The sequence below is a fragment of the Yersinia enterocolitica genome (genome assembly GCA_002082245.2).
GTDB lineage: Bacteria > Pseudomonadota > Gammaproteobacteria > Enterobacterales > Enterobacteriaceae > Yersinia > Yersinia enterocolitica_E.
Genome location: NBTC02000002.1, coordinates 1,029,717 through 1,044,433, shown reverse-complemented (window position 1 = coordinate 1,044,433; position 14,717 = coordinate 1,029,717). Strand labels below are relative to the sequence as shown.

Sequence of the window (14,717 nt, the reverse complement as noted above, 5' to 3'; positions counted from 1 at the left end):
TATTTAACGGGATTTTTTTAATCTTCCCACGCTGAGCTAAATAAGCTATTTGGACTAAACCCACGATTTCGCCGTGCAGCGGCTTGGCTCACAAGATGAAAGGTTTATAATAGCCCAGTTCTCAGCTTTGGAAGAATTGTTTCATGAGACGGAGTAAGAATGAGGTGGGCCGTTGGCGTATGCTGCGGCAAAATCAGCGCCGAAGAAATCGCTGGCTTGAAGGTCAATCACGGCGCTATCGCCATATCTATTGTGTCAGGCAGCTCCACGAGCATCAGCATCGTCGGGCGCTATTGTTCACTGTAGCTTATGAATGGTAGTCCGCTGTGGTAGTAATAAAAACAGTCTCTTTATGAGGCTGTTTTTGTTTTAATCATAGTAAACACTGAGCTTTTATTAACTTCCCACCACAAAATATCTCATATTATACTTGCCGGAACTGAGCTGTTGCAGATGAACTTGTCAATAATTTGTTGCTGGCGTTAAATTCTGGAATGATATTTTCTACTTTAAATAGTGTTTTTCTTCGCAGAAAAATCACTCCTATCCTAAATTATCAAAATGCGATAATTCTGATGTTACTACTAATAATAAAAGGTGCAGAATAGTCATTTATAAGTTTATTTCACATCAGAATGACATCGCGCTACCATATATATTAGGTCGCTTCGTTCTAATCATTCAGTTTCAGGGGTGTTACTGTTTGGTTGTTCGAAGCGACCATTCTCCTATGAAATAAATGATTATGAAATAATAACATTGATAATCATCATGATTAAATAATACTTTCTTATCTATCAATGGGTTGATCAGAGTGGTTGCTACTTTTGGGAATCTCTTATATCGTTTTTAGTGATCAATAATAAAAAATTGATCAATTTTATCAATTGATCAATACTGCTGTTCTAATCAAATAAAAGGGTTTTACTGTGGATAGCAGGCTAAACATTGCAGTTGATTGCACTTTTATCTGTGAACCAGTTTACTGGCAGAATGGTAAGTTATTTGCTGTGGAGTTATTGAGTCGGTTCACAACGGCCTCTTTTAAATCGCCTATTTATACTGAGCGCTTCCTTCATCAACTTAATGCTCAAATGAAGGCTAAGCTGCTGTTTGACCAATTATGTGCGGTAAAATCACAGCAGAAATGGTTTATTGACCAACAAATAATACTCTCAATTAATATAGATTTTGATATGGCTCAGACGGTGCTGTATGACGAAGATGTCATATCATTGTTAGCTATGATGCCCTTTATCCGGCTAGAAATAATGGAGAGTTTTCCCAATCTCAGCGATGGGCCGAAGAACACACTATTAAGTAAGCTGGCTGAACGATATTCATTATGGTTGGACGATTTTGGTAGCGGTAATGCTCACCTGGCGGCCGTTGCCAGTGGGTTCTTTGAATGTGTCAAAATTGATAAGCACTTTTACTGGCAATGGGGGGGAAGTGCCACGTTCGATAACCTGCTGACACGACTTCGTGAGCACTGCCAGTGCGTGATAGTTGAGGGGGTAGAAACTCATCAACAGCTTACTCAGTTATCTGATCTCGGGGTGGATGCCATGCAAGGTTATCTATTTAGTTCATTTCCGTTGATTGAGGTGGAGAAGTTGTCGCTCGAATAAAGCTAAATTTTTCCGATAGGACATCAACTTAGGGTACTTTTTGTAGTGGATATCACAGTTATATCTGGCTGATGAGTGGATGATAGAGTCCCTATTTCGGTAAAGGCTATAGTTCATGTCTCAATATAAATTAGCTAAAACAGTATTCTTCGGGGATTTAAAAGTTAGCACCGCACTTTATAAGTACGAGATTTATTGTGAAGAATCTGAGCTGGTATACCATGCTGCTATTTATTCTGAGCAAGTCATTGCTGCTGGCAAACACACTTATCCGGTTTGGGTAAGAAAAGACCATATGATTTTAAAAGCACCGGCGCATATGCTGGATAAAGCAGTTGAGGCATGCGAAGAGCATTGGCTGAAGCACTACAAAGCTTAAGGCGGCGTTAACGTCTTTGTTCTGGCTGGTAGTATAAAATCAAATACGCCTGTATTCAGGCGTATGATCAAGTTGACTATTGTTTACCACCACAGCGCAAAACAATCTGTGTGGTTAATCAAATAACTCTGAGAGGAAACTTTTCTTTTTGTAGTGTTTAGGCTTTGCATATCCGTGATTATCGCGTTCACGTTCTCTGGTGTCAGAGTATGGCGCTGATGTTGATGTCGGTGTACTTTCAGCCGATTTTTCAATGATTTTATCCAGTTCTCCGCGATCCAGCCATACACCACGGCAGTTAGGGCAATAATCGATCTCAATGCTCTTACGTTCAGACATCACCAGTTGGGTATCTTTGCATACTGGACACTGCATAGTCTTCATCTCCGCATTTAACAAAATGACTCAACGTCACGATAGAAAAATCGATATCTGATTAGACAATGATTCTCAGTAATTATAAGTAAAGATAATTAAATACATGTAATCGCCTGACGAGATGGCTACATGCAACCGACTTTGCCTATGGCCGGATAGATGTCAGACATCTGTAGTGATTCAGAATACCCGTTTATAGGGTTTTACAATAACCGACTGATACACACCAGCCGCGCTATAAGGGTCTTGTTCCGCCCAGTGTTCAGCCTCTTGTTGCGAGGCAAATTCGGCGATAACAGTCGATCCAGTAAATCCGGCAGCACCGGGGTCTGCGCTATCAATGGCTGGGTTCGGGCCTGCTGTCAGTAGGCGACCTTGATCCTGCAATACTTGCAGGCGGGCCAGATGTGCAGGGCGAACGGATAAGCGCTTATCAAGTGAATCAGGGACATCCGTTGCAAAGATTATATAAAGCATGTTTCACCTTTAAAATTATCATACCCGTCATACCCGTCATACCCGTCATACCCGTCATACTGCAAGCTGCATTGGCTGCCTTCCTGCAACTCGAATTATTTAGGGTATATACCTCAATATGATGATTTGTATTCGTTGCGCCATAACACCATGTTCTATCCATAAATTCAATAAGGTGCAGAAAGGGCGGCATCTAAAATTCTCAGATGAATACACCGGTAGTTAATAATGAAATAAAATGATAACTAAGCGTAACGAGAAAGTATTATTTGGTTGATATTGCCGTTTAAAGCATCATTTAAGGCTGTTGAGGAAGATTGTTTGCGGTTGCTTATTGAATATGATTGCTATTTGCATTTACACTTAGCTGCATTAGAGGACATTGAATTATTATGCAGCTAAATAAATTTTTCCTGGGTCGACGGCTTACATGGCCAATCGTATTTTCAGTTGGTTTACATGGCAGCGTAGTTGCGGCATTACTGTACGTTTCTGTCGAGCAAATGAAGGTACAACCTGAAATAGAGGATGCACCGCTGGCCGTTACGATGGTCAATATAGCGACCTTTGCCGCACCACAACCAGCGGCGGCGGAGCCACAGGCCGAACCGGAACCCGTTGAAGAAACACCGCCAGAGCCTGAGGTGTTGCCAGAACCTGTTCCTGTACCGATTCCTGAACCGGTGAAGCCGAAACCAAAGCCCAAGCCTAAACCGGTGAAAAAAGAAGTTAAAAAGCCGGTAGTGAAAAAGACCGAAGCACCACCGGATGACAAGCCGTTTAAATCTGATGAGCCAGCACTGGTTGCCAATAATGCGCCGGTAAAAGCCGCGCCGAAAGCGTCAGTCCCGGGGGCATCAACCACGGCTGGGCCAAGAGTCTTGAGTAAGGCGAAGCCAACTTATCCGGCAAGGGCACTGGCTTTGGGGGTCGAAGGGCAGGTTAAGGTCCAATACGATATTGACGAAAATGGTCGTGTCACTAATGTGCGCGTTTTGGAAGCGACGCCGCGTAATACCTTTGAGCGTGAGGTGAAGCAAGTGATGCGTAAATGGCGATTTGAAGCGGTTGCGGCTAAAGATTATGTCACCACCATTGTGTTCAAGATCGGCGGCAATATGGAAATGAACTAAGGTTATTATGATATTACTCAGTCTGCTATTGAGTAATCAGCAAATATCATAATAAGAAAAGGGTCGCTGTTATACAGGGCGACCCTTTTTTTGCGTCAGGACAAACTTGGCCAACGGTTATTGCGTTGCGCCAACCTCGAAATTCCCTCTGCCGTTAGGTAGCGCACGGGCTTTACCGGCATCATCCACCGCTACATAGGTAAATACCGCTTCAGTGGCACGATAGCGCTGCCCGATTGGCTCAGAAGAGACCTTTTTCACCCAGACTTCAATATTGATGGTAATTGAGCTACGGCCGGTTTTAATACAGCGGGCATAGCAACAAACCACATCGCCCACAGCGACTGGCTTGAGGAAGGTCATCCCATCCACCCGAACAGTGACAACTCGCCCTTGAGCTATCTCTTTGGCCTGAATGGCTCCGCCAATATCCATTTGTGACATTAACCAACCGCCAAATATATCACCATTAGCATTAGTGTCTGCGGGCATTGCAAGGGTACGAAGTACCAATTCACCATTAGGTAATGATTGCTCACCGCGAGGTGATAATTGTTCCTGAGTCATCTCTGCCTACTTCTAAAAGTAAATCTATTCACCTGGAATGGCTCACTGAAATTTCAATAAGCGCAAATATACCAACGTCATTGAGGCCGCAGGGCGATGCCTGTCTGCAGTCTCAATGACGTTGGGAGCTATTATTTAAGATTATGACTTTTTCTGTTCTTCCGGCATATGCCGGTAAATATAAACGCCACTGATCAATGTGAATATCAGGGTGAGTGCGGTTAAACCAAAGACTTTAAAGTTTACCCAAATATCTTGCGGTAACCAGAACGCGACATAAATGTTCAGCAGGCCACAAGCTAAGAAGAACAGCGCCCATGACATATTCAGTGTTGACCATACCGCATCTGGTAGCGTTAGCTCTTTACCCAGCATGCGCTGAATCAATGGTTTTTTCATAACCCATTGGCTTATTAACAAAGCAACAGCAAACAGTGCATATAACACCGTCACTTTCCATTTAATGAATAAGTCGCTGTGGAATGTGAGCGTCAAGGTCCCGAATACCAGCACCATAACAGCGGTAACTAATGTCATCTTTTCTACTTTACGGTACTTAACCCAAGTAAAAGCTAACGCGAGTAGTGTCGCGACAATCAGTGCCCCTGAGGCGACAAAAATGTCATACATCTTGTAGAAAACGAAAAATACGACCAGCGGGAGAAAATCTAAAAGTTGCTTCATGAATCAATCCATCATTTGTACACAGCCCGACTATACCGGATTCAGTGGTGTGAGGGTACCAGCGGTAAAATACTATTATCCTTAATTATCCGTCGGAATGCGCGCTCTGCCAGTGGAATTTGCAGAAACTTACGATAAACAAGTAACAGATTTTGTCAGCATATTGCCAGTAGTGCGTTAACCCAGCATGATGAGTAATAATTATTGGGTTAGGTGTTGTGGAGTAAATATGCAGAGAAGATCACTTCGGTACTGGATGCCGGGTTTGACCCAATTGATGGCGTATGAACGTGAATGGCTCAAACCCGATGTCAGGGCGGGTCTATCCGTGGCCGCAGTCGCATTACCTATTGCTATTGCTTATGCTGAATTGACGGGGGTTAGTGCCGCTGTTGGTTTGTACTCCTGTATTTTGCCGATGATTGCCTACGCTTTCTTTGGTTCATCGCGACAATTAATCGTCGGACCTGATGCGGCAACTTGTGCGGTGATTGCCGCTGTGGTCGCGCCACTGGCTGCGGGGAGCAGTGAGGTGCATTGGCAGCTCACCATCATGATGACATTGATGATGGGCACATGGTGTCTGGTGGCCAGTCGTTTCAAACTGGGGGCTTTGGCTGATCTATTATCTCGGCCAATATTGACCGGGTTACTTAATGGGGTGGCAATTACCATTATTGTCGATCAGCTCGGTAAGGTTTTTGGTTTTATGACCCGCCCCCCACAACTGATTGAGCGGGTACTGGCATTACCCCATAATTTAATTAATAGCCATTTGCCCACCGTCGCCATTTCACTACTGACTTTTGTGGTGCTGTATGGTGTTAAGTGGTTACGACCAAACTGGCCTGCACCGCTGTTGGCGATCGTCATGGCGACCTTTGTTTCCTGGGCTGCCAATATGCAGCAATTTGGTGTGGCGGTGGTCGGCGGGTTCGATGGTGGCTTGCCAATGGTGCATTGGCCTGATTTCCAACCCGGCCTGCTGCGCGATATGGTTATCCCGGCACTTAACCTGGCCGTGGTCAGTTTTGTTAGCATGATGCTGACCGCGCGTAGTTTTGCCGCCAAAAATGGTTATGAGGTGGATGCCGATGTAGAACTGCGCGCCTTGGGTATTACCAACATTGTTTCAGCGCTATCACAAGGTTTTGCTATCAGTGGGGCCAGTACCCGTACAGCCGTAAATGACGCCAATAATGGCAAAAGCCAGTTGGTTTCTATTATTGCTGCGTTGATGATTGCGATGGTGTTGCTGTTTTTAACCCGACCGTTGCAATTTATCCCGATCGCAGCGCTGGGCGTGGTGCTGATTTATGCTGCCTGGTCACTGCTGGGATTCAGGAGTTTATGGCAATTACGTAAACGTAATACTCAGGCTTTCTATTTAGCGATATTTACTTTTGTCAGCGTAGTATTGGTCGGCGTGATTAGTGGTATTGGATTGGCGGTACTATTGGGGCTATTGCAGTTCCTGCGCACGGTATTCCGCCCAACAGAACAGTTATTAGGGGTTAATGCTGATGGTATGATCCATTCAATGCGTAGCGGCAATGGGATCAAACCTGTACCCGGCGTGATGATTTATCGTTTTAATTCACCTCTGACCTATTTTAACGTGGCGTACTTTAAGCGGCGGATTTTGAATTTGGTTGACAGCACCCCCCATCAGGCAGATTGGGTGGTTATTGATGCGGTTGCCAGTTTTACCTATGCCGATATTAGTGTTCTATCGGCGATTGATGAGCTTAAACGTGACCTGAAGCAACGCAATATTAAGTTGATACTGGCGGGAAGACGTACCGAACTAACACGCTGGTTTAGAGTTAATAAATTGAAAAGTCAGGATAATGACCTAATTCTGGTACCGGATCTCTATCTGGCACTAAAACTGATTCAAAGTAAGCAGCGGGTGGCAGAGAAACAAGAACCAGAGATAGGTGCCGAGCCTGAAGTTAGTGCATAGGTATCAATCATTGATGAACAAAAAGGGCCGTAATGGCCCTTTTTGCTTTTACTTGGCGGGGTACTTACTCCGCTGGAGTGGCAGGGCGCAACAACATATATAAACGGAACAAATACACCAGCAATAATGCAGAAACCAGATTGCTAAGCGCACTTAAAATAATAGTCGCAATCGGTGTTGGCAAAATAGTCAGGTGGCTTACCAGATACAACAGAATCAATTTGGCCGCTATCCACAGCATCATCGCAGGGATGATTAACCGCACATTGGCAAATGCCAATTTAATACTGACTCTTATGGCCGAGAAAACACCTACTTTCTCTGTGGTCACGATGATCGGTGAGAGTGATAACGCGACAGCAATGACCACACCAGGCACGATAAATATTGTTAATCCTAACTGAATCAACAAAGTACCGATAAACATCAGCAGCAGTAAGCGAGGCAAGATCGGTACTGAAATACCAATAGCTTGCAATGCACTGACCCGACGGCCCATCGATACCATAGAAATCAGGGTTAGCATTCCACCGACTAATAACACGTTACCGACTAAGGCAGAAAAGGTCGCCGCCGCAGAGACTTTAAGCAGCACCATCTGCTGCTCCGGTGTCATCTGCGATACTATCTCACTGATACTGACACTTGCTGATGACGCAATATCACTGTCCGCAGCACTTAAAATACCCAGTTGTTCAGCATCAGGGATAAATGCCTGATTCAGCATGACGGTAATGAACGCAGTCAGTAAAGCCAGCAGCAGGATTGCCGGCAGTTGATTACGTAAAAAGTTAAAACTGTCACGGTATAAACTGTTAGCCGTGATAGGCATGAAAGCTCCTTGGGATCGAAAAAATAGCGCTAGCCGATGATTATACCTTGTTATGAGGCGCTGTGGGATCCTGTCATTAATCTAGCAGTGATTTCTTCTAATCTGATTACCTCGACGTTATCAATAGCTAACGGTGGTAACCCATAGTGCGCACGGGCGCGGTCACAGTGCGGATTATGAATTCCGGCATCCCCTGAGCGTTCAAATTCATAACAGGGTGGTGGGCGGTCGCCATAAATTGTACAGGAAACAGTGTGACCGACTTCACCTTGAAGTGCACTGCAACGGGGGGATTTACAGTTAGTACCGGACATACAGCTTATAAAGGGTGTGACTTGTTCGGTCATGGCGTTGGGCACTGTACCGCCTCCCTCTTTGGCTTCAGCCCAATAGAACGACACTCTAAAATAGGCGCAACACGCACCACAGTTCTGACACGGATTAATTTCAGCGTTCATCTTGAATCTACTGCTCCTTACAAAGTAAACAGCCAACCGATCGCGATTTCACACATACAACATCCAAGCATAGCAGCATGACAACAGTTCCATTTTTCATCAATGACTGTCAGCACAATTTGCGGCTAAATGGTTTTTATGATCCAGATCAATTTCAATATTATTAAGGAATTAAATAACCTTACATAAAATAGGATTTATTTAATTTGTTACCAAAGATGTGATCTCGATTGGATCATGAATACTCATTTATGGGTATATTTTGCTCGCGAATATACCTACAAATGGAATGGATAATGAAAAAAGTCACTTTGGCATTGTTAGCTGTAGCAGCTCTGGCTCCCATTGCGGCAAGCGCGCATCAAGCAGGCGATTATATTTTCCGGGCAGGGACAGCAACAGTCAGACCAAATGCCGGGTCTGATGATGTATTAGGTTACGGTTCCTTCAAAGCGGATAACAATACTCAGTTAGGGCTGACCTTCAGCTATCTGATTACTGATAACATCGGTGTAGAATTGCTGGCTGCTACGCCGTTCCGCCATAAAATTGGTCTGGAGGCAACCGGTACCATTGCTGAAGTTAAGCAATTGCCGCCAACCTTAATGGCGCAATACTATTTCCGCGATAAACAAGACAAACTGCGCCCGTATCTGGGTATCGGCCTGAACTACACCACCTTCTTTGATGAGAAATTTAATAACACAGGGCAAGGTGCCGGTTTGACGGATTTAAGTGTTAAAGATTCGTGGGGTATTGCTGGGCAAGCGGGTATGGACTACATGGTCAGTGAAAACTGGATGCTGAATATGTCGGTCTGGTGGATGAATATCGAAACTGACGTGAAATTCAAAGCCGGGGGTGAAGAGCAAAGTATTCATACCCGTCTTGATCCATGGGTGTTTATGTTTGGCGCGGGCTATCGTTTCTAATTACCCTTCGCTCTTGCCGCTGCAGGGGGGTTAGCTGCACTCACTTACCCGAATCTCTGACCTGAGTCAGTTCATCGGGATGCGTTTGCTGGCCGCCTACCTGCAACGGCAATAACTTTGAGGAATCTCTGATGTGATTGCGGGGGCCTACAAAGGAGGCGCGAAGAGCGCCTCCGAACAGGGGATTATTTGATTTGCATTCTATCACTAACAGATTTCACCCCAGGTACGGTACGGGTGATCTGTACTGCACGGTTTGCATCCTGACGCGAACTAACAAAGCCGCTTAACTGGACCCGTCCTTTAAAGGTCTCAACACTGATTTCAGTAGATTTAAGATTCTTCTCACCCAGTAACGCCGATTTTACCTTGGTGGTCACCACAGTATCATCCAGATATCCACCTGTGCCTTCAGATTTAGGTGTTGGTGCACAGGCTGCTACTGCCATTGCCATGATTACTACAATACATAAGGCTGAAAGGGTCTTAAAAAGCTTCATAAATTACTCTCCATGTTTGCCAATAATTTAACAGGACATTACGAAAAAAATAACTTGTTGAAAGCGTTATTAACACATATTGACGTCGTGCTACTGATCACTCATCGCATCCAAAATGTAAAGAAATGCTTAGGGCGTTACATAATTATTGGTTATGAATAGTGTTAATTCAAATTTGCAGCAGATATATAGCATGGCAGGCGAGAAGTTCGAGCGAATATAGCGCCTGATCGGAACCGACAATCAGGCGCTGGTGGTGAGATTAACCGCGAGTTGCCGCTTTCATTTCAGTCACAAAACGCGACAACTGGGCTAACATCTCAGCGGGCTGTGAGACATTATTTTCAATGATTTTTACAATCGCGGAGCCTGAAATCGCACCGGCCGCACCGGCTGCCAGACTGGTCTTCACTTGTGCTGGCTCTGAAATACCAAAACCTTGTAGTGCTGGGGCGGCATTATATTCACGCAGTTTATCAATCAGATGATTCAGCGCAAGCTGACCGTGATTCTCAGCACCGGTGACACCCGCACGTGACAATAGATAGGTGTAACCACGGCCATGAGAAGCTATCTCGCGCAGTAAATCATCGTCCGCATTGGGTGGGCAGATAAAGATAGGCGCAATCCCATGGCGCAGTGCCGCTGCGCGGAACGGGGCTGACTCTTCAAAAGGTACGTCAGCAATGAGCACTGAATCGACACCGACAGCAGCACAACGCTGGTAGAAACTATCAATTCCATTGTGGAATACCAGATTTGCATACATCAGTAGGCCAATGGGAATCGCGGGGTGTTTTTTACGGATTTCCGCCAGCATTTCAAAGCAGATACCGGGTGTCACGCCAGCGGCAAAAGCCCGCAATGCTGCATTTTGAATGGTTGGGCCATCTGCAAGTGGATCAGAGAATGGTATACCCAGCTCCAACGCATCGGCACCTGCGGCAATTAATGTATCAATAATCTCTAAAGATAGAGCCGGTGTTGGATCCCCTAGCTGTACGAAAGGAACAAATGCCCCTTCTTTTTTGGCTGCCAACTGATTGAAAAGTTGCTGATAACGCTCCATTAAATCTCTCCCCGTGCTTTCAGAATATCGTGAACGGTGAAAATGTCTTTATCACCACGCCCGGACAGATTCACTACCAATATCTGTTCTTTTTCCGGCGACGCTTTAATCATTTTTAAGGCATGGGCCAAGGCATGGGAGGATTCCAGTGCTGGAATAATCCCCTCTTTGCATGACAGCGCTTTAAAGGCATCGAGTGCTTCGTCATCGGTAACGGAAACATAATCAGCACGACCAATGCTATTTAAATAAGCATGCTGTGGCCCTACGGATGGGAAGTCTAACCCCGCAGAAATTGAGTAAGATTCTTCGATTTGGCCGTCACTGGTCTGCATCATCGGCGATTTCATACCGAAATAGATGCCTACTTTACCGTGTTTGAGTGGTGCACCGTGCTGGCCGGTTTCAATACCCAGCCCTGCCGGCTCAACACCAATCAGAGCAACACCTGGCTCATCGATAAAATCAGCAAACATACCAATCGCATTCGAGCCGCCACCGACGCATGCCAGCACCACATCCGGCAGACGGCCTTCCCGGGCTAACATCTGCGCTTTGGTTTCTTCGCCAATCATCCGTTGGAATTCACGCACGATAGTCGGATAAGGGTGTGGGCCTGCTGCGGTTCCCAACATATAGTGGGCGGTTTCGTAGCTGCCAGACCAATCGCGCAGTGCTTCATTACAGGCATCTTTCAAGGTGGAAGAACCGCTGTGCACTGGGATCACTTCAGCCCCCATCAGGCGCATACGGAACACGTTGGGTGACTGGCGCTCAATGTCTTTGGCACCCATATAAATACGGCATTTCAAGCCGAGCAGGGCGCAAGCCAGTGCTGACGCTACCCCATGTTGACCTGCGCCGGTTTCCGCAATGATTTCGGTTTTACCCATGCGTTTGGCCAATAAGGCCTGACCCAAAACCTGATTGGTTTTGTGCGCGCCGCCGTGCAGCAGGTCTTCACGTTTCAGGTATAACTTGGTTTTTGTCCCAGCGGTCAAATTCTGACACAGGGTTAGCGCGGTCGGGCGACCAGCATAGTTCTTTAACAGATCCTGAAATGCTGCCTGGAACTCAGGGTCCAGTTGAGCACTGACAAAAGCCTCTTCCAGTTGCTTCAATGCTGGCATCAAAATCTGCGGCACATACATGCCACCGAACTCGCCAAAATAAGGATTAAGTGTGGTCATTTTTCTGTCCTATGGGGTTACTAAAGTGTGTCCATGAATCATGAATAAAGTTAGCCAGCAAAATTATCCATCAGTAAGCGCGTAACGTCTGGAATACAGCGGCGATCAGTTGTGGATCTTTGATGCCGGGGGCACTTTCTACACCGGAATTGAAATCAAGACCGGCACAACCCAGTTGGGCTGCTGCACAACAGTTGTCAGCGCTTAGCCCACCCGCCAGCAGCACATTATCCAGCGGTTGACCGGCCAGTAATGACCAGTCAAAGCGTTGACCGGTGCCACCGTTGCCGTGGTCCAGAACATAACGCTCGACATGCTGTGAGTTGCGTTGCGGTACACTATCGTCAACACGCAACGCCTGCCAAATTTGGCAACTGGCAGGCAGTATCGCCCGCAGTTGATTGATATAGCTCTGATCTTCTTGCCCGTGCAACTGCACTGCCACCAGCGACAGGCGCTCGGCTGTTTGCTGCACAGTTTCAATTTTGGCATCACGGAATACGCCAACATACTTCAATGGTGCGCCGCTAATCACAGTCCGTGCTTTGGCGATATCCACATAACGCGGTGAACTGCCAACAAAGATTAAACCACCATAGACGGCACCTGCTTGATAAGCTGCGGCGGCATCTTGAGCGCGGGTCAGGCCGCAGACTTTATTTTCACCGAGTAACACACGGCGCACCGCAGCATTGAGATCGGGTTCAGACATCAACGCGCTGCCAATCAGGAACCCGTTGGCAAAGTGACTCAGTTCGCGCACCTGTTGGTAATTATTAATACCTGACTCGCTAATAACCGTGACACCTTTTGGCAGCCGTGGGGCCAGTTCGCGGGTGCGATCAAGGCTTATCGACAAGTCACGCAGATCCCGGTTATTAATACCGACCACTTTGGCACCCAATGCTATTGCCCGATCCAGTTCTTCAGCATTACTGGCCTCGGTCAACACCCCCATATTTAGGCTGTGTGCTACGGCGGCCAGTTGGCGATAGCTGTCATCATCGAGCACCGATAGCATCAGTAAAATGGCGTCAGCCTGATAAAAACGCGCCAATTGAATCTGATAGGCGTCGATAATAAAGTCTTTACACAGCACCGGCTGAGTGACGGCAGCACTGACGAGTGGTAAGAAATCAAAGTTGCCCTGGAAGTACTTTTCATCGGTTAATACCGAGATGGCCGATGCATAATTTTTATAAACTGCTGCAATGTCTGCCGGATTAAAGTTCTCGCGGATAACCCCCTTAGACGGGGATGCCTTCTTACATTCCAGAATAAAAACGGTCTTACTGCCTTGCAGCGCGTGATAAAAGTCGCGCTGGCTCAGGGTAATATCGTTTTGAAAGCTAGCCAGAGGCTGTTGCAATTTCCGAGCGGCAACCCAGATTTCCTTATCGTGCACAATGTGGTGGAGCACGGTTTTATTAAGCCCAGTTTCCTGCATGATTTATCCTCTCGCCGCCAGAGCGGTAACACGATCAAAAGCCTGACCGCTGTGAATCATTTCCAATGCCTGCTGTGCGTTATGGCGCAGGTTTTCCTGACCGTGCAACTTCAGCAATAACGCCACGTTAGCCGCAACGGCTGCGGCGTGTGCCGGTTCACCTTTACCTTGTAACAACCGTGCTAAAATGTCACGGTTTTCTTCCGGTGCGCCGCCTTGTAACGCGCCCAGTGAATAACGGTTCAGACCAAAATCTTCCGGTGCTAATTCATAGCTTTCGATGCTGCCGTTATTCAGCTCAGCAACCTGAGTCGGTGCATGAATCGCCACCTCATCCATTCCCCCACCATGTACCACCGCAGCACGCTGGTAACCCAACACTTGTAGGGTTTGCGCGATGGGTAATACCAACTCAGGGCTGTAAACACCAATCAGCGCCAACGGCGGGCGAGCCGGATTGATTAATGGCCCCAACACATTAAACAGGGTGCGGGTCTTCAACTGCTGGCGAACCGGCATCGCGTGGCGAAAGCCAGTGTGATACTGCGGCGCAAACAGGAAACAAACCCCTAACTCATCCAAGGCTAATCTGGATTGTTCCGCGCTCATGTCCAGGCGAATACCAAATGCGGCCAGCAAGTCTGATGAACCGGAACGGCTGGAAACACTGCGATTGCCATGTTTGGCCACTTTTACGCCACAACTGGCGGCAACAAAGGCGCTGGCGGTAGATATATTGATACTGTTAGTGCCGTCACCCCCGGTACCAACGATATCGGCGAACAGGTAATCCGGGCGCGGGAAGGGCTGTGCATCCGCCAATAAGGCTTGCGCGGCACCCGCTATTTCGGCGGGTGTTTCACCGCGTACTTTCATACTGATTAACGCCGCCGCCAATTGGCTCGCTTCCAGTTCACCTCGCACGATAGAGCTAAACAGGATTTGGCTTTCCGCTTGGGTCAGGGATTTAGCCTGAAACAGTTTTTCCAATAATAATTCTTTTGATAATAATAAGTTTTGCATCTTATAGTCCTTAATTACACCCTACCCAAAGAACATGGTGTTACAGGTGAC

Annotated in this window: 17 protein-coding genes; 6 read left to right on the top strand and 11 right to left on the bottom strand. The window is 46.6% G+C overall.

Annotated elements, in window-relative coordinates:
- Positions 1-143 precede the first annotated feature (143 nt).
- From A6J66_006140 to A6J66_006130, 3 genes are all read left to right on the top strand, one after another.
- Positions 144-320 (top strand): chpB toxin of the ChpB-ChpS toxin-antitoxin system, encoded by a 177-nt coding sequence (locus tag A6J66_006140; protein ID PNM23819.1) that lies wholly within the window; start codon positions 144-146, stop codon positions 318-320.
- A gap of 609 nt (positions 321-929) precedes the next feature.
- Positions 930-1,631, top strand: coding sequence for a diguanylate phosphodiesterase (locus tag A6J66_006135; GenBank protein PNM23818.1), 702 nt, complete (start codon positions 930-932; stop codon positions 1,629-1,631).
- 115 nt (positions 1,632-1,746) lie between these two features.
- Positions 1,747-2,010, top strand: a complete 264-nt coding sequence (locus A6J66_006130; GenBank protein PNM23817.1) for a hypothetical protein — start codon at positions 1,747-1,749, stop codon at positions 2,008-2,010.
- 114 nt (positions 2,011-2,124) lie between these two features.
- Here the strand turns inward: A6J66_006130 and A6J66_006125 are convergent, their stop codons facing one another.
- Together A6J66_006125 and A6J66_006120 are read right to left on the bottom strand one after the other, a co-directional pair.
- A complete protein-coding gene (locus tag A6J66_006125; GenBank protein PNM23816.1) occupies positions 2,125-2,385 on the bottom strand; it encodes a hypothetical protein in 261 nt (86 codons plus the stop codon).
- Positions 2,386-2,568: 183 nt separating this feature from the next.
- On the bottom strand, positions 2,569-2,865 hold the full coding sequence (locus A6J66_006120) for a hypothetical protein (protein PNM23815.1): 297 nt from the start codon (positions 2,863-2,865) through the stop codon (positions 2,569-2,571).
- A gap of 392 nt (positions 2,866-3,257) precedes the next feature.
- Between A6J66_006120 and A6J66_006115 the strand changes: the two genes are divergently transcribed.
- On the top strand, positions 3,258-3,998 hold the full coding sequence (locus A6J66_006115; protein ID PNM23814.1) for a TonB system transport protein TonB: 741 nt from the start codon (positions 3,258-3,260) through the stop codon (positions 3,996-3,998).
- Between the two features lie 117 nt (positions 3,999-4,115).
- Here A6J66_006115 and A6J66_006110 read toward each other — a convergent pair whose 3' ends face one another.
- Both A6J66_006110 and A6J66_006105 read right to left on the bottom strand, forming a co-directional pair.
- The gene (locus tag A6J66_006110; protein ID PNM23813.1) at positions 4,116-4,565 is read right to left on the bottom strand and encodes an acyl-CoA thioester hydrolase YciA; all 450 of its coding nucleotides are present in this window, start codon (positions 4,563-4,565) and stop codon (positions 4,116-4,118) included.
- Positions 4,566-4,706: 141 nt separating this feature from the next.
- Positions 4,707-5,249 carry a septation protein A gene (locus A6J66_006105; protein ID PNM23812.1) on the bottom strand — a complete coding sequence of 181 codons (543 nt, stop codon included), beginning with the start codon at positions 5,247-5,249 and terminating at the stop codon, positions 4,707-4,709.
- A 229-nt stretch (positions 5,250-5,478) separates the two neighbouring features.
- On the opposite strand from A6J66_006105, the gene A6J66_006100 reads away from it, so the two are divergent.
- Positions 5,479-7,215, top strand: a complete 1,737-nt coding sequence (locus A6J66_006100; GenBank protein PNM23811.1) for a SulP family inorganic anion transporter — start codon at positions 5,479-5,481, stop codon at positions 7,213-7,215.
- Positions 7,216-7,279: 64 nt separating this feature from the next.
- On the opposite strand, the gene A6J66_006095 is transcribed toward A6J66_006100, so the two are convergent.
- Together A6J66_006095 and A6J66_006090 are read right to left on the bottom strand one after the other, a co-directional pair.
- Positions 7,280-8,047, bottom strand: a complete 768-nt coding sequence (locus A6J66_006095; protein ID PNM23810.1) for a UPF0259 family protein — start codon at positions 8,045-8,047, stop codon at positions 7,280-7,282.
- Between the two features lie 50 nt (positions 8,048-8,097).
- A complete protein-coding gene (locus tag A6J66_006090) occupies positions 8,098-8,541 on the bottom strand; it encodes a YkgJ family cysteine cluster protein (GenBank protein ID PNM23809.1) in 444 nt (147 codons plus the stop codon).
- Positions 8,542-8,801: 260 nt separating this feature from the next.
- Here A6J66_006090 and A6J66_006085 point away from each other — a divergent pair, with 260 nt between their 5' ends.
- Positions 8,802-9,437, top strand: coding sequence for an outer membrane protein OmpW (locus A6J66_006085; GenBank protein ID PNM23808.1), 636 nt, complete (start codon positions 8,802-8,804; stop codon positions 9,435-9,437).
- A gap of 185 nt (positions 9,438-9,622) precedes the next feature.
- Here A6J66_006085 and A6J66_006080 read toward each other — a convergent pair whose 3' ends face one another.
- From A6J66_006080 to trpD, 5 genes are all read right to left on the bottom strand, one after another.
- Positions 9,623-9,937: a BON domain-containing protein gene (locus tag A6J66_006080; GenBank protein PNM23807.1), complete on the bottom strand. Its 315-nt coding sequence runs from the start codon at positions 9,935-9,937 to the stop codon at positions 9,623-9,625.
- Between the two features lie 262 nt (positions 9,938-10,199).
- Entirely contained in the window at positions 10,200-11,006 is an 807-nt protein-coding gene (locus tag A6J66_006075) for a tryptophan synthase subunit alpha (protein ID PNM23806.1), read from the bottom strand.
- Complete coding sequence (gene trpB / locus A6J66_006070; GenBank protein ID PNM23805.1) at positions 11,006-12,196, bottom strand: tryptophan synthase subunit beta; 1,191 nt, start codon at positions 12,194-12,196, stop codon at positions 11,006-11,008. The genes A6J66_006075 and trpB overlap by 1 nt, the downstream gene beginning before the upstream one ends.
- 70 nt (positions 12,197-12,266) lie before the next feature.
- Entirely contained in the window at positions 12,267-13,643 is a 1,377-nt protein-coding gene (locus A6J66_006065) for a bifunctional indole-3-glycerol-phosphate synthase TrpC/phosphoribosylanthranilate isomerase TrpF (protein ID PNM23804.1), read from the bottom strand.
- Positions 13,644-13,646: 3 nt separating this feature from the next.
- A complete protein-coding gene (trpD, locus tag A6J66_006060) occupies positions 13,647-14,666 on the bottom strand; it encodes an anthranilate phosphoribosyltransferase (protein ID PNM23803.1) in 1,020 nt (339 codons plus the stop codon).
- Between the last annotated feature and the right edge of the window lie 51 nt (positions 14,667-14,717).